Origin of the sequence: Prevotella sp. khp7, assembly GCF_900109055.1 — a bacterium.
In the GTDB taxonomy this organism is placed as follows: domain Bacteria; phylum Bacteroidota; class Bacteroidia; order Bacteroidales; family Bacteroidaceae; genus Prevotella.
Map to the genome: position 1 here is coordinate 218,164 of NZ_FOIV01000002.1, position 22,050 is coordinate 240,213.

13 protein-coding genes are annotated in these 22,050 nt (G+C 48.3%); 9 read left to right on the plus strand and 4 right to left on the minus strand.

Annotated elements, in window-relative coordinates:
* Window positions 1-2: 2 nt before the first annotated feature.
* Window positions 3-1,916, minus strand: coding sequence for an AsmA family protein (locus BMX82_RS04670; protein ID WP_091766513.1), 1,914 nt, complete (start codon window positions 1,914-1,916; stop codon window positions 3-5).
* A gap of 119 nt (window positions 1,917-2,035) precedes the next feature.
* Here BMX82_RS04670 and BMX82_RS04675 point away from each other — a divergent pair, with 119 nt between their 5' ends.
* The 3 genes from BMX82_RS04675 to BMX82_RS04685 are packed head-to-tail and all read left to right on the plus strand — an operon-like array spanning window position 2,036 to window position 3,536.
* Window positions 2,036-2,455 (plus strand): Fur family transcriptional regulator, encoded by a 420-nt coding sequence (locus tag BMX82_RS04675; RefSeq protein ID WP_036910646.1) that lies wholly within the window; start codon window positions 2,036-2,038, stop codon window positions 2,453-2,455.
* Window positions 2,452-3,141: an HAD family hydrolase gene (locus tag BMX82_RS04680; RefSeq protein WP_036910648.1), complete on the plus strand. Its 690-nt coding sequence runs from the start codon at window positions 2,452-2,454 to the stop codon at window positions 3,139-3,141. The genes BMX82_RS04675 and BMX82_RS04680 overlap by 4 nt, the downstream gene beginning before the upstream one ends.
* Window positions 3,138-3,536 (plus strand): acyl-CoA thioesterase, encoded by a 399-nt coding sequence (locus BMX82_RS04685; protein ID WP_036910650.1) that lies wholly within the window; start codon window positions 3,138-3,140, stop codon window positions 3,534-3,536. Before BMX82_RS04680 ends, BMX82_RS04685 begins: the two co-directional genes overlap by 4 nt.
* Here BMX82_RS04685 and BMX82_RS04690 read toward each other — a convergent pair.
* On the minus strand, window positions 3,533-6,412 hold the full coding sequence (locus BMX82_RS04690) for a two-component regulator propeller domain-containing protein (protein WP_091766516.1): 2,880 nt from the start codon (window positions 6,410-6,412) through the stop codon (window positions 3,533-3,535). The two genes, BMX82_RS04685 and BMX82_RS04690, sit on opposite strands and share 4 nt — an antisense overlap.
* A 199-nt stretch (window positions 6,413-6,611) precedes the next feature.
* Between BMX82_RS04690 and BMX82_RS04695 the strand changes: the two genes are divergently transcribed.
* The 6 genes from BMX82_RS04695 to BMX82_RS04720 all read left to right on the plus strand — a co-directional run bounded on the left by BMX82_RS04695 (window position 6,612) and on the right by BMX82_RS04720 (window position 16,815).
* Window positions 6,612-7,724 (plus strand): glycoside hydrolase family 43 protein, encoded by a 1,113-nt coding sequence (locus BMX82_RS04695; RefSeq protein WP_091766519.1) that lies wholly within the window; start codon window positions 6,612-6,614, stop codon window positions 7,722-7,724.
* A gap of 45 nt (window positions 7,725-7,769) precedes the next feature.
* Complete coding sequence (locus BMX82_RS04700; protein ID WP_091766522.1) at window positions 7,770-10,823, plus strand: SusC/RagA family TonB-linked outer membrane protein; 3,054 nt, start codon at window positions 7,770-7,772, stop codon at window positions 10,821-10,823.
* 18 nt (window positions 10,824-10,841) lie between these two features.
* Window positions 10,842-12,515, plus strand: coding sequence for a RagB/SusD family nutrient uptake outer membrane protein (locus BMX82_RS04705; RefSeq protein ID WP_091766525.1), 1,674 nt, complete (start codon window positions 10,842-10,844; stop codon window positions 12,513-12,515).
* A gap of 168 nt (window positions 12,516-12,683) precedes the next feature.
* Entirely contained in the window at window positions 12,684-13,799 is a 1,116-nt protein-coding gene (locus BMX82_RS04710; protein WP_081911036.1) for a glycoside hydrolase family 88/105 protein, read from the plus strand.
* A complete protein-coding gene (locus tag BMX82_RS04715; protein WP_255396546.1) occupies window positions 13,796-15,532 on the plus strand; it encodes a heparinase II/III domain-containing protein in 1,737 nt (578 codons plus the stop codon). The genes BMX82_RS04710 and BMX82_RS04715 overlap by 4 nt, the downstream gene beginning before the upstream one ends.
* Window positions 15,529-16,815, plus strand: coding sequence for a DUF2264 domain-containing protein (locus tag BMX82_RS04720; RefSeq protein WP_036910664.1), 1,287 nt, complete (start codon window positions 15,529-15,531; stop codon window positions 16,813-16,815). Before BMX82_RS04715 ends, BMX82_RS04720 begins: the two co-directional genes overlap by 4 nt.
* A 198-nt stretch (window positions 16,816-17,013) precedes the next feature.
* Here the strand turns inward: BMX82_RS04720 and BMX82_RS04725 are convergent, their stop codons facing one another.
* Both BMX82_RS04725 and BMX82_RS04730 read right to left on the minus strand, forming a co-directional pair.
* On the minus strand, window positions 17,014-18,963 hold the full coding sequence (locus BMX82_RS04725; protein WP_036910666.1) for a RagB/SusD family nutrient uptake outer membrane protein: 1,950 nt from the start codon (window positions 18,961-18,963) through the stop codon (window positions 17,014-17,016).
* A gap of 24 nt (window positions 18,964-18,987) precedes the next feature.
* Window positions 18,988-22,029 (minus strand): SusC/RagA family TonB-linked outer membrane protein, encoded by a 3,042-nt coding sequence (locus tag BMX82_RS04730; RefSeq protein ID WP_369794034.1) that lies wholly within the window; start codon window positions 22,027-22,029, stop codon window positions 18,988-18,990.
* Between the last annotated feature and the right edge of the window lie 21 nt (window positions 22,030-22,050).

Here is a 22,050-nt window from a genome sequence, read left to right on the forward strand (position 1 = left end):
ACCTAACGTTCTCTTTTCTTTTTCTTGTTGGCCTTCTTATCTTTCTTTTGCCAGGGCATATGATGGAGCTTCACGTTGGGCTTCACCTTCATCTTATGGATAGAGTCGGTACTGGTAAAGGAGAAATCGCAGAGCAGATCAACATTCTTGTTCTTCTGCGAGAGGTGGCCAAGGGCGATTGCTCCGTCGCTGTTGATGGTCGCATCGACATTCTTCACTTTCACTTTCTTGTAGCTTGCTTCCATCACTGTGGCATTTACATGGCCAATAGGCAGTTTGCCACCTTTCCTTCTCCTAATCTGTGCCGTACGTGGTTTCGACATATCGAAAGTGAAGTTGGCCCGACAAGCGACAGCTCCGATATCCTTCATCTCCAAGACTTTGCCCAGCCTGAGAGAACTGGTATGCACGCTGCCAGACACATACTTGGTCTTCTCGTTGAGCGTCAGGTTGAAGTTCATCCTGCCCACAGCCGTACGCAGTAAACCCTTGAACTGCTCTTTTTTATAAAGAACGGCCAAGTCGCCTGTATAGCCTATGGTACCCAAGGCCTTGAGCTGTTTCATCATAAACTTCTTCACGGCAAACTGGTTAATGATATCCACTGCTGTCTTGGTTGGGGTGGTCATATTCTTGACATGGAAACGGATGTCTAACAGTTCTTTCTCTTTCAGATGTCTGATACTGCCATAAGCATCGAGCTTCAGCTTCTGGTCTGCTGTATTCACATGGATATCGCTAAACTGCATCGTACTGTCTGTTCCATTCAGCTTTACCTTCAGTTCCAACGGAATCGTAAAGTTGGACAGAACAGGCGCAAACGGACGGGAGATATCCTTAAGTTGCGTTTTACCGGAGATCTCTGAGGTGTTATAGACTAATTTCCTTCCTGTTTTCTTACTTGGAAGGATGACTTCACCATGATCGAAGGTCAGGACAGTACCTTCCTGTTGGATAGTCACGTCGCTGAGATGTACCTTTTCTTTATTAATTCCCGCCGTAAAACGCAAGTCTTTGACGTCAAAGCCCGTCAATGAGTCTTTTGCCACAAAGCTGGTCATGGTGATATTGGCTGTATCTTTGCCGTAATGATTCACAGTGAACTGCATGTGGGCAAGCACATCCAGATGGCCAGCATCGAAAGCACCGCGGTGGGGTCTGCCTGTGTTCTTACGGGGCTGGTGATTGTTCAGGACATAGTGCAGACTATCAACACTTACAAGCAACTGGCCTTTTTCTTCTGTTAGCTTCAGACGCGATAAACCCATGCGGGTTGTCAGCATCTTACCTTTCTTCGTTAGTCTGTCGAACTTACCTCTCAGATGGCGTATCTCACCTTTTTGATGCCCTGCCCACCCCTTACTATAATCAAGTTTCTCCAGATAGAATGTGTCTTCATTATATACAACATCGATCCGGGCGACCTTCAAATCGCTGACATCCAATGATAGTTTCCGCTTCTTTTCCTGCTTCTCACCCTCAGATTGCTTAGCTTTAGGTTTATCACTTTTAAAGGCGTCGATCACAAACTGATAGTTGGCGACGCTGTCTTCTGGCTGATACAGACGGACTTTCACACCCTCTATCCCTGCTTTGGAAACTTTCACCTTCCGCGCTGTCAGTTCCCACAAATCGAGAGTCAGAGCCAGTTTCCTGGCCTGTAACATCTTGCGTTGTTGCAAGTCCTCCACATCAAGTCCCATCAGATTAATATTGAAAGCCAGAAAGTTCACGCTGACGCTGTCTATCCTAACTTCCGTCTGAAGTTTCTCTTTCAACAAGCCTGTTGAATAGCTTAGCAGTTTCTGCTGAACCGAACTGGTATTCAGCAAGATGGCTGCCGTTATCAACAATATAAGCAACAAAGCGACAAAACCACCGAGAATCTTCAAGACAAGAAGTAATAACCTTTTCATCTTTTAATTGGTTTTTAGTCTATTCGGCTACAAAGATACGAAAAATTTCTTAATACATATTTATTTATTCTATATTTCTTCGTATCTTTGTGCGCAAATTCATCAATAAAACAAACAGCATGGACGAAGCAGCGTGTGTCGCATTACTCGAAGAACATGGCGTCAGACCTACCGCCAACCGCATTGTCGTGGCTAAGGCTCTTGCAAGTTCTATACAGCCCCAGTCATTGGCAGAACTGGAACGTAAAATCTCGACTATCGATAAGTCGAATGTGTTTCGTGCCCTCACACTCTTCAAAGAGCACCATCTGGTACATGCCATCGAAGGGAGCAGTGACGGCACCAAATATGAACTCTGCTATAGTCACAATCATGAGCATGACGATGACCAGCACCCGCATTTCTACTGCGAAGAGTGCCATGAGACCTACTGCCTCGACTATACCGACATGCCGGAGATTCAGTTGCCAGAGGGGTTCAAAATGACTTCGGCCAATATGATGATTAAGGGTATCTGCCCTCACTGCAATAAAAAATGATAGATTTCAGAAATATACGCGTTCTGGCTTTTGACGCCGATGACACATTATGGGACTGCCAGTCTCACTTTGAATCTGTAGAGAACCATCTCTACCGTCTCATTGCACCCTATTGTGACAATCCCGCCCATGAACTGTTCATGACAGAATCAGGTAATATGGCTGATCTGGGTTATGGCTGCAAAGCCTTCACCATCTCTATTATAGAAACCGCCCTCCGCGTAGCGGGCGACCATTTGTCAGCAGAAGAGCTTTCCGATCTTCTCAGCGACAGCAAATCACTGCTCCATCTGCCTGCGACCCCACTTCCTGAGGTTAAAGAAACACTCCAGCGTCTGCAGGCCTGGCCCTATCGGCTTGCTGTCTTTACTAAAGGAGAATTGCAGGATCAGGAAAACAAACTCCATCGCAGCGGACTTGCAAAATACTTCTCACATGTAGAGATCACATCGAACAAGACAGAAGTAGAGTTTCAGCAACTCTGCGAACACCTGGACATTCTACCCGAACACCTGCTGATGATCGGTAACTCGCTGAAGAGCGACATTGCACCAGCCCTCAACATCGGAGCTTCTGCAATCCACATCCCCTTCCACGTTACATGGCAGCTGGAACACTCTGAAGACATTGAGCACGAACGCCTTGTTAAAATAACCCATTTCAACGAAATACTTAAACTCTTATGAACTATATTTTCGAAACCCGCATGGAAGTGCGCGACTATGAATGCGACATTGAAGGCATTGTTAACAATGCTAACTATCTGCATTATGCCGAGCATACCCGCCACCTGTTTCTCCGCAGTCTTGGCGTCAGTTTCGCTGCCTTACACGAAAAGGGGGTTGATGCCGTCGTGGCTCGTATGAATCTGCAGTTCAAGACACCGCTACGTTGCGACGATGAATTCATCTCACGTCTGGCTCTTGAGAAGCAAGGAATCAAATACGTTTTCCATCAAGCCATCTATAGGGCCTCTGATGAAAAACTCTGTTTCTATGGCGACATCACGCTCGTCTGTCTCATTAACGGCCGCCTTGCACCCAGTCCAGACTACGACGAGGCCTTCAAAGAGTTTATTTAAATCTCACCTCCCTGTTCTGCGTATTCACTGGGAAGAACACCAAACTCTTTCTTAAAAAGCTTGGTAAAATACTTAGGTGTATTGAAACCTACTGCCATTGAGAGTTCCGTCATCTTGATGTCGGGGCGCTGTCGCAGAATGCGACAAGCTTCCTTCAGACGGATACTATTGATGAAGCCCGTAACGTTTTGATCGGTCAGTGCACGGAGCTTATTATATAAGGTCGAGGAAGACACACACATGTCAGAAGCAAACTGCTCACGGTCGTAGTCTGCATCGTCGAGATGCTGCTTAACACAATCGATAGCCTTGCTAAGGAACAATTCGTCGGGCGAGGAATGCTGCTGCTCTTCTGCTTCTAATGCCTTGCGAGCTCCCTCATACTGGCGGATTACCATCAGTTCCCGATAATGGAGAAGTTCGCTGACACGCTGCTGCAGACGAGCACGACGGTTGACACGAGCCTTATACCACTCTTTGACACCATAGACAGCTGCTATCAGGAGAACAAAATAAATAAGGTAAGCCCACCAAGTCAGATACCAAGGGGGCAGCACGCGCACATGGATGGAATAAGGCAACTCTACCAAACGACCATAGCTGTCGTAAGCACGGAGTTTCAACTCATAGCTGCCAGCAGGCAGGTTCTGATAGGTCGCGCGGCGGTTTTCGGCGTCGGTGTTGTGCCAGTCACGATCATAGCCCTCCAGACGATAGGTATAGCGACACTGTTCCTGATTCTGATAGGCCAGAAGCGAGAACTCAACAGAGAACTTACGGACATCCGATGGAATGGTGATTTCTCGCGTAAAGAATGGGGTGTTTGGGGAAATCGTCTGGCGACGGACAGAGTCGAGCCAAAGATAGGTATGGTCGTCGATGAGCAAATCGGTAACCACAAGTGATGGCATTCTGCCTTGTTGCCAGCGCTCCGTCTGAGCGGCATCAAATGAGAAGAAACCCGTGGCACTTCCATAGAACAACTCATTACCATAATGGAAAGCGCCATTGGGAGAGAAGCGGATGGCCTCGATACCATCTTCCATATTATAGTAAGTAGTGGTGGCATGTTTGCCAGAAAGCATCAGTCGTACCAGTCCCTTATCGGTCGAGAGCCAGATTGCACCAGTGTCGTCGCCCTGAATACTATAGAGTCCGCCCGTACCAATATGATAGAGATGGTTTACAGGCAAGAAAGTGTCGGTTTCATCGTTATAAAGGAAGAGTCCGCCACTTGCAGAGATCGCCCACAGACGATGGGCCTGGTCTTCATAAACGGCGGTTGCCTCGTCGATTGGATAGTTATTGCATGCGGGCGCATACTGATGACATGAATAGGACTTAGGCTGATCAAGACGACCTGTGATGCAGATAATACCCTCACCCTCGGTGGCAATCCAGAGACGGTGCCCATGGTCTTCGAAGATAGCCTGTACGTTACAACGACTAAAATCGCGCCCATCTTCAGTCAGCGACAGCATACGTCCCTTTTCTTCAGAGAGAGCAATACCCAGACCATTGGTCTGTCCTACTAACATGGCACCGCTAGGCAACTTATGGAAAGCCTTAACCTCTTCATCACTGATATAGGGCATACTGCTTCGAGACAGATGGCGGGAAGGTTCACCATCTTTCCATACGACAATTCCATGAGAACTTGCCATCCATACTGAGCCATCGGGTTGTTGCTGAATATCAGAAATCGTCTGGACATAGATTCCCTGTGGTCCCGTCATCTGAGCCATACCTGGTATCTGGGTGTTATAGACGACCTGCCCTGAAGAACGCTCATAAAAAGCCAGGCCATAGGGCTGAAGCCCCAACCAGAAACGATTGCCATCGGCAGTAAAAACGGTCTGTATGCGGTTGACTGGCAGTTCAAGTCCTGCCGGGTCGAGATGGAAGAATCGGAAAGGCGACTGGCGGGTACTAAGATGAACGATACCCTGGTTGCGCGTGATGACCCAAAGATTACCCATTCCATCGGTAATCATATCGTAGCAAAAGGTGAGTATGGGGTAGTTGTCTACCTGAGTATAATCATCGATATCGACACGCGTGAGACCTTCAATACAACAGCCCCAAACGGAATGACTCACAGAATCTTCTACCAAGCGGTGAAACGTACGGAAATCGCGACGTCCCTCGTTCATCCAGTGCATAACAGGAGATTGCTCGTTCTCGGGATGATCAAGGCGCACGATACCGTGCTCCCAAGTGCCCACCCACAGACGGCCACGACTATCCATCAGCAACGTCTGGGCGGTATTACGCTCACTGAGTCGCGGATAGCTCACCATGCGCCCAGTCTTCTTATTCAGGCGCAATAAACCTCCTTCCCATGTTCCTATATAAAGATTTCCATGACGATCCTCGGCAAATGAGATAGCTGCCTGAGGCATGTTGATGTCGATGAAATCGTCGATTGTGGCATCATAGCGAGAGACACCAGCATTGGTTCCTGCCCAAACCGTTCCGTCGCTGGTGGTATAGAGAGCACTGATAAGACGAGCCTGTTCGCCACGCAGATGATAGGTCTTGAAGGTTCCTTTTCTGCGATCATAACGGGCCAGACCATCACGGGTACCAATCCAAAGGCCGTCGTTATGGTCTTCAGTAATCGAACGTACATAGTTATTGGGTATGATTCCTGGCGAATAGGCATCACTGCGAAAAGTCTTGAATGCATAACCATCGAAAACCCGAAGACCTTGGTCAGTACCTACCCACATCAGTCCATAATGGTCGAACATCAGGCTACGCGCCTCCTCAGTCCCCTGAACAGGAGTCTGAGACATGATTCTGAGCGGCACACGTTGCGCCGAAACCGTTATACTCAGCATCATCACAATCGCCAGTAACAGCCTTTTCGTCATTAGTTAGTATTCTTGCTGCAAAGATAGTGAAATTTCTCATAAATTATCCAAAATAACAAAAAAAAGACTCTTCCGAGGCCAATTGGGGGTAAAAATAGGCTGTTTTCACGATTTGTTCCCCCAAAATCACACAGAAGAGACATTGATTTAAATCAATTAACGTACTTTTGCAAGCAGAAACTCTAAATAACTAACAACAATGAGAAAAGAACTCTTCCTTACGGCAATACTGATAACTTCTATTGCATCGGCCGAGAATAAGACCATCCGTTCTGGCGAAATCTGGCCAGACGAGAATGGCAAGCACATTAACGCCCATGGAGGCGGCATGATGAAATACGGGAACACCTACTATTGGTTTGGTGAACATAAGGCCGATACCACATCAAGTGCAATGGTCGGTGTGATGTGCTATGCATCGGAAGATCTTCTAAATTGGCGCAACTGCGGCGTTGCCCTGTCCGTTAGTAATGAGAAAGGATCGGATATAGAGCGTGGTTGTGTTTTGGAGCGCCCGAAGGTTATATATAATAAGGTGACGGGGAAGTTCTGTATGTGGTTTCATCTGGAATTAAAAGGTAAAGGTTACAGTGCCGCCCGCTATGGCGTAGCTGTAAGCGACAAACCAGAAGGCCCCTACAAGTTCCTTTACTCACAACGAGCTAATGCCGGCACCTATCCCGTTGAATTCGGCCAAAAAGAGCTTGCCATCGTCGATACGCTCAATATAGAGCATTTTAAAGAGTGGTGGAAACCCGATTGGCGCAAAGCAATCAAGCAGGGACTCTTCTTAAAGCGCGACTTTGGCACAGGACAAATGGCACGCGACATGACGCTCTACATTGACGATGACGGACGAGCTTATCACATCTTTTCTTCTGAAGACAATCTGACCCTGCATATTGCAGAACTCACGGGCGACTATCTTCACCACTCCGGTCGCTATACGCGAGTAGCTCCTGGCGGACAAAACGAGGCTCCAGCCATCTTCAAGAAAGACGGAACTTACTGGATGATTACCTCGGGCTGCACAGGATGGGCTCCCAACGAGGCTCGTATGTTTTCCGCTCCAAGCATCTGGGGACCATGGACACAACACCCCACCCCATGCGTAGGCCCAAAGTCGGAAATCACTTTCGAAGGACAGTCTACTTTCATTCTTCCTTATGGCGACCGTTTCATCTTCATGGCTGACATCTGGCGCCCAAGACATCCAAGTGACGCCAGATATATCTGGTTGCCCATTGAGTTTGAGAAGGGGAAACCTGTCATCAGATGGCGTGATTCATGGAATATCAACGAACTACGATAATTCACCTTACTAACAATTATAACATTAAACTTAAAACAGTAACAAATGAAGTATGCTAATTTAACTCTCCCATCTCGCAAACTATGTTTCGTGGTGGCGTTGGCTGCGGGGATTATGTCATTCCCTTTGTCGACTAAGGCAGAACAGGCCGTTCAGAACGTCCAGCAGACTGGCGTAGTAAAAGGCCAAGTGACTGACAAGAATGGTGACGCCGTGATTGGTGCTACCGTAAAAGTCAAAGATGCACAATCAGGTACCGTTACCGATTTCAATGGTAATTTCTCACTCAACGTGCAGAACGGTGGTACTCTTACCATCTCTTACATTGGCTATCTGACAAAGGAAGTAAGTTTCACTCCTGGCCAAAGCCTTAACATCACTATCGAAGAAGATGCTACTGCTCTTGAAGAAGTGGTTGTAGTAGGTTATGGTGTTCAGAAAAAGTCGGATGTGACCGGTTCTGTTACCTCTATTAATAAGGAACGCCTGAGCAAACTGCCCGTAACTAACGTTCTGCAGGCTGTTCAAGGCGCAGCCGCTGGTGTAAATATCACGCAGGGCAGTTCTATTCCTGGTGATGCTCCCTCTGCATTGATTCGTGGACGTAACTCCATCAACGCAGGAACTGGTCCTTACATCGTTGTCGATGGTATTCCCATCTCGAAGAGCGGTGGTTCGCTGAACGATATCAACCCCGCCGATATCGAGTCGATGGAAATTCTGAAGGATGCCTCTGCTACCGCTATCTATGGTACCAACGGTGCGAATGGTGTAATTCTTATTACCACCAAGCATGGTAAGGACGGTAAACCTACTATCAGCTATAATGGTTATCTGGGTGTTGAGGACTTTGCTAAGAAACTCGACTTCTGTAATGGTGCCCAGATTACACAGCGTTATAAGGACTATGTAGCCCAGAATGCCGGTGAGACCATGTACAACGACTATGTAAAGAACGCCAGCGAGGCCGCTGCACAGGCTGCAGGACAGGAGACAGACTGGCTGTACGACATGATTTCGCAGACTGGTATCATCCAGGATCACAACGTAACCATCAACGGTGGTGCTGATAAGGTGAAGTACTTCATCTCGGGCGACTACATGAGTCAGAAGGGTGTACTGAAGGGCTTTAACTACAAGCGCTACTCACTGCGTATGAACGTGGATGCTGACGTAACAGACTACTTGAAGATTGGTACTAACAGCTATATCGTTTCGCACAACCGCGACGGTGGCCGTGTGAACTTCCTGATGGCCGAGGCCATGTCGCCTTACGGACAGGTTTACGACGAGGACGGCAGCTACTGCCAGTATCCGATGTACTCAGAGACCCTGTTCTTCAACCCTATGCAGAATGTTGACCAGGATCACGAGCGTCGCCAGTGGAACATTAACCTGAACGGTTATGCAGACATTAACTTCGAGAACATCTGGAAGCCTCTGGCTGGACTCCACTATAAGTTTAACTTCGGTTACTCTTACGTTCCTAAGCGCGAGAACTACTATAACGGCGAAGCTCAGTTCAACACATCTGGTGGTTATGGCTACATTTTCAATGCAGAGACACAGAGCCGCACCGTTGAGAACATCCTGAGCTATGCTAAGGATATTCAGAAGCACCACTTCGACATCACGCTGCTGTACGCTTCATCACGTAAGAAGTATCACGACAACACCGCTACAGGTGCTAAGTTCATTAACGACGAGCTGTCATGGCACAATCTGGGTGGTGGTAGCACACAGACTTCTAAGTCGTATACCGACCTGTACAAGACTGTATCACAGATGGGACGTTTGAACTACTCTTACGACAGCCGTTACCTGTTTACTTTCACTGTACGTCGCGACGGTTCATCGGTATTCGGTGATGATAACAAATATGGTACATTCCCATCAGTAGCTCTCGGTTGGAACATCACTAACGAGAAGTTCATGGAGAAGACACAGAGTTGGCTGAACAACCTGAAGCTGCGTCTCTCTTACGGTAAGGCCGGTAACGAGGCCATCGGCGTTTACGAGACACTGGCTAAGATGTCGAACTCAGCCATCACTATGGATGGTGCTTCCGCAACAGCTCTTAATCCAAACAGCCGCATGGGTAACTCTGGACTGGGCTGGGAGACCACCAAGACCTTCAACGTTGGTATCGACTTCGGTATCCTGAACAACCGCATCAACGGTAACATCGATTTCTATACATCGACCACTACCGACCTGCTGTTGCAACGCAACCTGCCAAAGATTTCTGGTTACTCTAACGTATATATGAACATGGGTAAGACCGCTAACAAGGGTCTTGAGGTAACTATCAACTCAAAGAACATTGTTACTAAGGACTTTACATGGGGTACCAACCTCGTATGGTCATGGAACAAGAACGAGATTAAGGACCTGTATGGCGACAAGCAGGACGACCTAGGTAACCGCTGGTTTATTGGTGAGCCTATCAGCGTCATCTACGACTACGTGATGGAAGGCATCTGGCAGGAAGATGAGATTGCTGCCGGTAAGCACTTGCAGCAGGATCCTCAGGCTCAGGCTGGTGATGTGAAACTGGCCGACCTGGATGGTGACGGTAAGATTACACCAGAGGGCGACAAGAAGATTCAGGGCCAGACCACTCCAAAGTGGACCGCAGGTTTGACCAACACCTTCTCATACAAGGGCTTTACACTGAGCGTATTCATCCAGACAGCACAGGGTCACAAGCGTAACAACTCACTGCTGGCTATGGCAGCCGACGAGCAGGGTCGCCGTAACTCAACCACCGAAGTTGGCTACTGGACTCCTGAGAACAAGAGCAACGAATATCGCTCGCTGAGCAAGACCTCAAACCGTTGGGGTTATGGATTCCCACGTAACGCCGGTTACACCCGTATCAAGGACGTTACACTGAGCTACCAGTTCCCAGCACAGGTACTGAATGCACTGCACCTGAGCGCTCTGACTGCTTACGTGAGCGGACGTAACCTCTACACCTTCACCAGCTGGAAGGGATGGGACCCAGAGTCTGACATCACTCAGCGCGGATGGAGTGGTTACGAGAACAACTACCCAATGACTAAGAGCGTTGTATTCGGTCTTAACGTTACATTCTAAAATTAAGGAGATACAATTATGAAACTAAGAAACATTATATATTCAGCACTGGCTGTCAGCGCACTGACTCTGACCTCATGCAGCGACAGCTACTTGGATGAGAAAATGTACTCATCATACGGCACCGACGTGACTGACGTCGAGGCTAAGGTTATCGGCTTGCACCAGAAATTTGCCGACCTCTGGGGATGGAGCGATCAACAGGGATTCGTTGGCTGCTTCCAAGATGGTACCGATGTAGGAGCCCCCGGCTCTACACAAGGTGTTGAGGTGCCTTTCTATCAGTATGGCTCACTGAATGCTGAGAACAGCGGTGTAAGCAAGTTGTGGACATCACTCTACAGTATCATTAATAGTGCTAACATCATTATTAATACAGAGAATGTTGATGCTGCAGCTAAGGGCGAGGCCGAATTCTTCCGTGCATACGCTTACAACCTGCTGGTAACACTGTGGGGACCAGTGCCTCTGCTTACCGAGAGCAAGGCTGAGCCACGTACCGACTTTACACGTAACGCCGTTTCAGAGATCGACGCTGTGATTTTTGCCGATCTGAACGATGCTATCGCTAACCTGCCTGAGGTAGGTAAAACCAAGACACAGAACCGTATCAATAAGGACTGTGCCCGCATTCTGGCTGGTGAAGCTTTCAACCGCATGGGTAAATTTGCCGAGGCCGAGGCTGCTGTATCAGCTACTATCAACAGCGGCAACTACAAGCTCATCTCGGAGCGTTATGGTAAGTTCCTTTCTGATGCCGGCGACTACTACAGCGATATGTTCCGTTGGGGCAACCAGCGCCGTTCGCAGGGTAACACCGAGGGTATCTGGGTATTCCAGATGGAGTACAACCGCGACGTAACAGGTGGTATCATCAATGCCCCACAGCAGCGTCGTAACTGGGTGGCTGCTTTCCACAAGCTGACCGATTTTATGCAGAATGCCGACTCTCTCGGCGGTCGTGGTAACGGTCGTCTGCGTCTGAGCAACTACGTGAAGTATGGTATCTGGGAGGATGGCGATATCCGTAACTCAAACCACAACATCCGTCGTATCCTGTATGCCAACAAGCCAAATGTAAACAAGGAGATTTCGGTAAAGGATGGTTTCCGTGTTGACGATGGCACATCAGGTGCTACCAAGATCACCATCAAGACCGGCGATCGTATCTACTGGAAGACAAGCGATACTCTGGAAGTCATGTATCCTCACCCAACTAAGTGGGGTGCTTACGACCCAACCGACGACTTTGGATGGGAGATGGTTAAGGACTGGCCTCTGATGCGTTTCGCCGAAGCTTATCTGCTCCGTGCCGAGGCTCGTATCAACCAGGGTAACACCGCTGGTGCAGCCGAGGATATCAACGTACTGCGCGACCGTGCTTTCAAGACCTATCGTGCTGAAACAGGTAATGCTAATGCTGGTAAGGTGACTGCTGCACAGATGACTATCGACTTCCTGCTCGACGAGCGCATCCGTGAGATGGTTGGCGAGGAGAACCGTCGTTACACCCTGTGCCGTACAGGCAAGCTGGCTGAACGTGTAAAGATGATGATGGATAAGTGGGCTGAGGGAACCGACAGTAAGAAGATTACCGGTTTCGATGCTTCGAAGCACACCCTGCTGCCTATTCCTCTGTCAGAGATCCAGCTGAACAAGGATGCTGACTTACAGCAGAATCCTGGTTATTAAGACATTAATATTTCATTCATACATAATTTAGGTTATTAGTTAGTATTTTCTAAGGCGGAGGGGCAGTCTGCGCGATGTAGGCTGCCCCCTTTTGTAAGAATTAACAAGCTTAGAACCTATATTATGACAGATTCTTAGTATCTTTGCAAACAGCTAACATAACAGATTATGAAAAGACTACTGTTAACACTCACATTGCTCTCGGCCCTGACTCTACAAGCAAAACGTTGGACGGCCAATGAGGTGAAGGATGTTATCAGAAAGGTAAACACCTACTGGCAGACAAACAATCCTGCTGAGGTGCGCTCCTTTTGGGACAACGCCGCCTATCATACGGGCAATATGGAGGTATACAAAATACTGAAAGACGAAAAGATGCTCGACTATAGTATTCAGTGGGCAGAGCATAACCAGTGGAAAGGTGCCACTGAGCCGGATCCTTCGAACTGGAAATACAAACAATACGGAGAAGGACAGGACTATGTTCTTTTCGGCGATTGGCAGATTTGTTTCCAGACATATATCGACCTCTATAATCTTGAAAAAGATGAAAAGAAAGTTGCCCGTGCCAAAGAGGTAATGGGCTATGAAGCCGACTCTAAAGCACATGACTACTGGTGGTGGGCCGATGCTCTCTACATGGTGATGCCCGTGATGACAAAGATGTATAAACTTACTGGCGATGAGAAATATCTGCGTAAACTCTATGAGAATATCTGTTATAGTGACTCTATTATGCTAGATCACGAAACGGGGCTTTACTTCCGTGACGGTAAGTATATCTACCCGAAGCATAAGACCGCAGCAGGTAAAAAAGATTTCTGGGCACGTGGCGACGGATGGGTACTGGCAGGATTGGCCAAGGTTCTACAAGACATGCCTCAGACCTATGTGCGCCAACCTTTCTTCGCAGAGAAATTCACTAATCTGGCCCGTGGCGTAAAAAGATTGCAACAACCTGAGGGGCATTGGACCCGCTCGATGATGGATCCCAAACAAGCTCCCGGCTATGAGACCAGCGGTACTGCCTTCTTCTGCTATGGACTGCTCTGGGGCGTTAATCATGGCTACCTGCAAAAGAAAGAGTTTGGACCAACCATCGAGAAAGCATGGAACTATCTGACTACTATCGCACTACAGAAAGATGGTAAGATTGGATATGTTCAACCCATAGGTGAACGCGCCATCCCTGGTCAGACGGTCGATGCAAACTCTCAGGCCAATTTCGGCGTTGGCGCCTTCCTGCTAGCCGCGTGTGAATACATAAGATATATTGGACAATGAATCTGCTATTGACGATAACTCTCAGCATAACCAGTCTGTTGCCGCAGGCTGACGACAACTTCTGGCAGGATTCTATTCCCACAGAAATGCGCCAGAGTTATATCACTTATGGCGAACAATACCTTGACAAGCCTTGGACGGCATTACCTTTTACCGTCTTCGCAGAGAACAAGCAAACGGGCAACCGTGTGAACTACGAAACCATCTGCTTTGAGAAACGTCGTCAGTTGGCAGCTCTCGTCATGGCTGAGATTATAGAAGGTAAAGGTCGTTTCACTGGCAAAATCATCGATGGAATAGGCAGCTTTTGTGAGGAAACGTGGTGGGGTATCCCTGCCCACTACGCCAAAGCCATTCCCTTGGCAGAGCTTCAGGAGGTGGACCTCTTTAATGCCGAGACCGCCAATCTCATCGTGTGGACCAAATATATGCTTCAGAAACAGTTTGATGACTTTTCACCCGACCTCTGCCAGCGCATTGATCGTGAGATAGAACGACGTATCCTTGTGCCGGCCTTGAAGAAAGACTATTGGTGGAAAACGGCTGGCATGAACTGGAATCCCTGGATATGCAGCAACTGGCTGGCATGCGTGTTGCTCTGCGAGCACGACGAGGCTCGTAAAGCTGAAGCTATCGCCCAGATACAGAAAGCTACACAAGCCTTTATCGACGCGTATCCCGACGATGGAGGCTGTGACGAAGGCCCTGGTTACTGGGATCGTGCTGCCGCCTCGATGTTCGAGGTACTGAGATTGATGCCTGATTTTCCTGACGATGCTGATAAAATCGGTAAGATGGCATCTTACGCCTATAAGACCTACATAGGCAATGACTACTGCGTAAACTTCGCCGATGCACATGAGAATAAGGCAGTACAACAGGTGAACATTGTCTATCCTTTCGGCCTCTGGCTCGGCGATCAGACCATGCGAGAGTTCGGAGCTTACTTAGGGCGCCAAAAGGGAGTGCTCACCAATCCTGCAGCTCTATACGATAAGAGCGGTAACTTTCCCACACTCAGCCGTGAGCTCTTCTTTCTTCGAAATATCCGCCATTTCATCGAAGAACGACCATGCGAACCATTATTAAAAGATGTGTGGCTCCCCAACCTTCAGGTTATGACGGCCCGCAGAGGTAATCTGTTTATAGCCATGAAAGGAGGGACCAATGGTGAGAGTCACAACCACAATGACGTGGGGTCTTTCATTGTCTATGCTGACGGCGAGCCATTATTTATCGACCCTAGCGTAGGTGAATATACAGCCAAGACATTCAGTAACGACCGATATAGCATCTGGACTATGCAGTCACAATATCACAACCTGCCTCAGATTAATGGCATCGATCAGAAGGACGGTAGGCAATATGCAGCCAAAGTCATTAGCCATAGAAACGGTCAACTGACACTTGACATTGCAGGTGCCTATCCCGACGAAGCAGGAATAAAGACATGGAAACGTACGGTTTCATCGAGCAAATCTGCCATTACTATTACTGAGGATTATGAACTGAGCGAATATTGCCATCCAACCCGACTGATGTTCATCACCCTCGACCGCAACGCTTTGAGCCGTATTCACTTCGACACCAACCAACTCTCAGCCACCATTGAAGACATCAGCGACCTGCTTGACCCACTGCTACAAGGCATGTGGGGAAAACAAATGTATCGTATCGTTCTAACTGTCAAATCACAAAAAACAAACAACAAAATTAAATACACCATCCAATGAAAAGACTTATTACCTTGATGACAGCCTTAGCGCTACTTCTGCCACTCCACGCTAAAAAAGTAAAGCAGCAGACCGATCGTGACTATTGGTGTTCTCTGGCCTATAAGATGGCACAGCCCGTATTGGAAAACATGGCCAAGGGAGAATTGCAGAAGAACATGAAGACAGAGTTCTCCCCATCGTTCGACAACCGCGATCGCTCTGTTGTCTATATGGAGACCTTTGGACGCTTAATGGCAGGTATTGCCCCTTGGCTCACCTTACCCGATGACAACACACCAGAAGGTTTACAACGAAAGCAACTCCGCGAATGGGCTCTTGCTGCATACAAGAATTCTGTCGACCCCGAATCTCCAGATTATTTGTGTTGGGGCAAAGCTGGGCAGAATCTGGTAGATGCAGCCTACATCGCAGAATCGTTCCTCCGCGCCTGGGACACTCTATGGATACCACTTGACGATATCACGAAACAGCGATATATCAAGGAATTCCAAGGCATGCGCAAGATAGACCCTCCTTACACGAACTGGTTTCTTTTCTCGTCGACTATCGAGAGTTTGCTAGCCAAAGCTGGAGCACAGTTCGATGAGTTCCGTGTCAACACCGCCTGCCGCAAAGTTGAAGAGTGGTACGTTGGCGACGGCTGGTATGCTGACGGCCCAGTGTTTGCCTTTGACTATTATTCGAGCTATGTTTTCCATGCCATGTATCTGGAAACGTTGCAAGCGATGGTCGATGCCAAAGTCAACTCGCGCCTGGACTACCAAAAGTATCATGATCGTGCCCTGAAGCGTGCACAGAAGTTCGCTATCATCCTTGAACGTTTTATCTCGCCAGAGGGTACCTTCCCCGTCATTGGCCGCTCTATACCATATCGCATGGCAGCCATGCAACCTTTGGCCCTAATGGCATGGTATCAGAAACTTCCTGAGGAGTTGAGCAATGGTCAGGTACGTGCAGCCCTTACAAAGGTATTACATCGTATGTTCGATATTCAACAGCACTCGGCCCAAGGAGACGCTTGCCTAAGCAAGAATTTCAACGACGCTGGTTATCTGACTATCGGTTTCTGTGGTTCACAGCCCGAGATAGCTGACTGGTATACCAATAACGGCTCGCTCTACATGACCTCATTAGCTTTTATGCCCCTCGGTTTGCCTGCCAACCATCCTTTCTGGACAGATGCTCCGCAGCCTTGGACGCAAGTCAAAGCCTGGGAAGGGCAGCCTTTCCCTAAGGATCACCGCTGGGGCGACGATATCCACACCCATGACAAGTGGTAAGTCAACCCCTAGTTCAGATTGAAAATTCTCCTTGTTTTTTGAAATCCCACACTTTCCGCACCTAAGTCGGGTGTGGGAAGTGTGAGAAGTGTGGGATGTTTCTCGGATATAACAACTATCACGTGAGTAAGGAATAGAAAACACGGGTCGTCATCAACGACGGCCCGTGTTCTACACAGAAAAGATACTAACTTAAAATTAATTCCTATATGCGGGATTCTGATATGCATCCTTCTCCTCCTCGGTCATCTCCATACCCTCCAGCTGTCCCTGTGGGATAGGACGGATATAGTAACCAGCAGGAATATCGCGCTTAACTGTCTGCAGATCCTTATCGGTGTAACCAGCACCAGCGATGCGGTATGTACCAGCACGCTCAGCCCACTTCTGAGTACGAACGAGGTCGAACCAACGGTATCCCTCACCCCAGAACTCACGGCTACGCTCGTCGAGGATGAAATCGATAGTGATCGGGTCCGGTGTTGCAGCAACCATAGCGGCGCTGTTATCAACAGAAACGGCTACGTTGTCGTTCTGAGAGAATGTCTGCTTACCGGCACGGGCACGGAGTACGTTAACCAGAGTCTTAGCATCGGCCTGCTTACCGAGCTTAACAGCAGCCTCAGCACCGATGAGATAGAACTCAGAGAACTTAGCAACGTTCCAAGGACGTGGGCTACCACCATTAACCTTTGAACCAAGACCACCAGCATTGTCAGTACGATAGATACCAATCTTCCAGTTGATGGGGTACTTCTTACGGCTGATGTGGTTTACAGCAACTACGAAGTCAGGACGGCCTGCCATCTCACCGAAACCAAGCTTACCATCGGCACCAGTGTAGTTAATCTTGCTGTCCTCGCTCTCAGGAACCCAAGAGAAGTAAACCTCGTTGGGATATACCTTCTCACCATTAGCACCAAATACATAAGGCTCGGTGTTACCACTCTTCTGCCAGTTGGTATGATAGCGCAGGGTGAAGGTTGCATCGTAACGAGAGTCGATAGCCTTAACAGCATCTTCCCAAACACCACCTTCCATGAAGTTGTCGGCGATAGGAGCCATACGAGTCCAAGGACGACCGAGAGCCTGAACTGCCTCACGCTGAATGGGGTTAATAGAAGCACCAGAAGCAGCCTTTGCAATCATCTCGGTGTAGTTCCAAGTCTCCATCCAGTAAGCGAAGTTCTCAGGAGAACCACCGTTACCCCAACCATAGCCAGCACCACCGTTACCATACTTCTCGTCCTCGTCGTGATCAGCGTAGAGCATGATTTCAGAGTTGCGGTCGTTGGTAGCTACGTTTACATCATAGAATGTAGGCTGCAGAGCGTATGGACCAGGATTGTTGATGGCCTGCATAGCGGTATCGTAAGCCTTCTGGAAATAGCTCTGGGCCTCACCAGAATTACGACTACACTCAGGATAGGTAGGAATATTGTTTGGGTTCTCCAACCACCAAGCGTATGTCAGATAAGCCTTAGAGAGGTACAAGCGAGCCAAGTTCTTAGTAGCAGTACCAGTAAGACGCGGAGTCTCTGGCAGATCGGCAACAGCTTTCTCAAGGTCGCTGAAGATTGCTGCATAGACTTCAGGAACAGTATTACGTACAGAAGTACGAGCAGTAGAGGTGTTGAACTTCAGTTCGCCAGCACCCAGATCGAGGGGCACACCACCGTAGGTCTGCACCAGGATAAAGTAGTCGAATGCACGGAAGAAGTAAGCCTCGGCCAGCAGAGCTGGATCAATGCCTGCCTCAGCACCATTCTCGATAATACCGCTGGCGGTATTGATGTTAGCAAACAGGGTACCCCATGCGCCACCAGAAACGGTGCTTGAAGGAGTAACAGAACCTACACCTGAGAGGTCGGCATCCTTAAAGTTACCATCGGCACTCTGTGCGTATGTGTACTCATCGGTACCTGTCTCAAGGGTGTTCAGGTAGTAACCGTTGCCATAGAAATAGCGCAGGTGAGCGTAGAGCGATGTCAGACCGCCCTCAATACCCGCCTTCGTATTAAAGAAGGTTGGGTCGAACTGGCTACGAGGCTGCTCGTCGAGCACGTCGTTGCAGGATGTCATGGTAGTTGAGAGACCACAGCATACGAGACCCGCAGCAAGAATATATTTGATACTTTTAGTTTTCATAACTCTTAATTCTTAAATGATTCTTTAGAATGTTACGTTAACACCGAAGATGAAGTTGCGGGTTGAAGGTGTGTTATAACCTACGATAGGCATTCTGTGACTACCGAATGAGTAACCTACAGCCGTATTCTCGTTTGACCAAGAGTTGGTTTCTGGATCAAGTCCGCTCTCGTTGTTGTATGGCGAGAAGAGCACGAATGGATTCTGAACGGTAGCATATACACGCAGACGGCTGATACCAAGATCCTTTACAGCCTGCAGCTTATCGAAGTTGTAACCCAGAGTGATGGTGCGGAACTTCAGGTAACCAGCATTGAAATAACCCAATGTAGAACCGTACTTGGGGTTATCGCTGCTCATAATGCCACCTGGTTTTGGATATTTTGCACCAGTGTTCTCCTCGGTCCAGTAGTCAACGTCGAGGTTGTTACGACGACCAGAAAGCATGTTCAAGTAACCATTTGAAGAGTGGATGGCAGAAATCAGCTTACCACCAACCTGGAAGGCACCGATAACAGTCAGATCGAAGTTCTTGTAACCAACAGTTGTATTGAAACCACCGATCAGGTCAGGCTCCATGCTCATAATCTGACGGTCGTCGGGACCAATCTGGCGGCTTGGCGTTACACCGTCCTCCAGGAAGTCGCCCTTAGAAGCATCACCACGATACTTAACCTTAATCATACCTACGTTTCCACCTGGCTCAAGAATGTTCATGTAGGGATCACCCTCCTGCCACAGACCTTCATATTCGTAGTCGTAGATAACATCGATTGGATGACCAACGAACCAGAGGTTTGCCTCATCCTGATCCTTGCCAGAGGCCAACTCAACCAGCTTGTTGCGGTTCTGATAGAAGTTGACACCAGCCTCCCAATTCCAACCGTTCTTGTTGTCGAGGATGATACCGTTCAGAGAGAACTCCCAACCCTTGTTCTGAGTCTTACCGATGTTACCAGTATAGCTGTTTACACCTGATGTATCTGGAAGCTTTACGCTGAGCAGGATATCGTTAGTTTTCTGAGTATAGTACTCGAACGATCCAGACAGACGACCATTGAAGAACGAGAAGTCGAGACCGAAGTTCCAAGTCTTAGAGTACTCCCAACCAAGCTCAGGGTTAGGCAGAGAGTTCACATAGTAACCTGACTTATAGGTAGAGCCGAAGTTATAGTTACGTGTAGCCAGACCTCCAAGAGTAGAATATGGGTTGATACTCTGGTTAGAAGTTTCACCATAACCTACACGAAGTTTCAGGTTGTCGATCCACTTCAGATCCTCCATAAAGCTCTCACGGGCAATGTTCCAACCGGCACTTACTGCAGGATATGTGTGCCACTGATGACCCTTAGCCAGACGTGAAGAAGCGTCCGAACGGAGGGCAGCCGAAATCATATACTTATTATCATAAGAGTACATGACACGACCCATCCAAGAAATCAGACCGCTCTGCCAGTAGTTGTAACCAGTGAGGTTAGCCTGACCAATAGCCTTGTCAAGTGCATAGTACTGGAAGTAGTCGGCAGGAATATCCTGTGCTGATGCACCACTCTGCTCATAAGTTGTCTGCTCAGCAGAGTACATGGCAACAACATTCAAGTTGTGCTTCTCGGCGAAAGTACGATCAAATGTGAGCAGGTTCTCAACAGCCCAGTTACGGGTCTGGTTCTCATAGACAGAACCGCTGTTAACAGCGTTGGCATCCTTATTGTTAATACCAGTACCTGTGAAAGAACCACTCTTAGAAGAACGGAAGTTAAGACCTACGTTTACACGATAGCTCAATCCCTCGATCCATGGGCACTTCAACTCGGCAAACAGGGTATTATACGAACCGATACCCTTGTTCTCGCTCAACCATATATCCTTGTCGCGCTCTACTGTCTCCTTTGTAACCACAATCTGGTCGTCGGCAGGCAGAGCGTTGTAACGCTTCAGGTTACCATTCTCGTCGTATGGGCTTGACAGAGGTGACGAACCCAGTACAGCGTACATGTTGTTCACACCCTGAGTTTTACGATAGCTATTGTTGGTGCTCAAGCCGAAACGGAACCATTTTCCAACCTTCTGGTCGAAGTTACCACGGATAGAAACACGGTCGTAACCCTCGGTAGGAACAACAGATTCATCCTTATAATAACCAGCGCCAAAGCTGTAGCTACCGCCATTGGTACCACCAGCAACACTCAGGTCGTGGTTATAGCTGATACCTGTCTGATAGTACAAATCCTGCCAGTCGGTATTGGTGGTTTCGCTCTCGTCGAGTGAATTCTGGTACAGACCTGCATACTGACGCATCTTAGAGAACGTAGGTCCATCCATCATAGGATACTTGTGGAAAACCTTCTTAAAGCTTACATAACCATTATATGTAACCTTGGCAGGTGTGCCCTGAGCTCCCTTAACGGTTGTGATGATGATAACACCATTAGCACCACGAGAACCATAGATGGCTGTTGCAGAAGCATCCTTCAGGATATCCATTGACTTGATGTCAGCAGGATTGATATCAGAGAGCTGACCCATGAATGGAATACCATCGAGCACGATCAGAGGGTCGTTACTTGCGGTCAGTGAGCGCTGACCACGAATACGAATCTGCATCTCAGCACCTGGCTTAGACGATGTCTGTGTCATGAGCACACCAGCTACACGACCTTGCAGGGCCTGGGCAGCGTTAGTAGCAGCAATCTGATTCAGTTTCTCACCACCGATGTTGGCTACAGAACCTGTAACGGCTTCGCGGCGCTGGGTACCATAACCGATAACAACCACTTCGTTAACTACGTGGCCGTCTTCTTTCAGGTTTACGCGTACATTATCACCAGCCTTTATTTCCTGTGGTTTGTAGCCGACATAAGAAATAACGAGCGTAGCGCCTGGCTTAACATTAAGAGAGAAGTTACCTTCAAAGTCGGTGACTGTACCATTGTTGGTACCCTTCTCCATGACCGTGGCACCAATCAGTGGACCCTGAGAGTCTGAGACCTGACCAGTAGCCTGCTTCGTTTGCTGAACGGAAGCTACAGATTCGGTAGCTGCCGAAGCCTGCTGTGCAGTGATCATGCCCAAGAAGCACAATCCTAC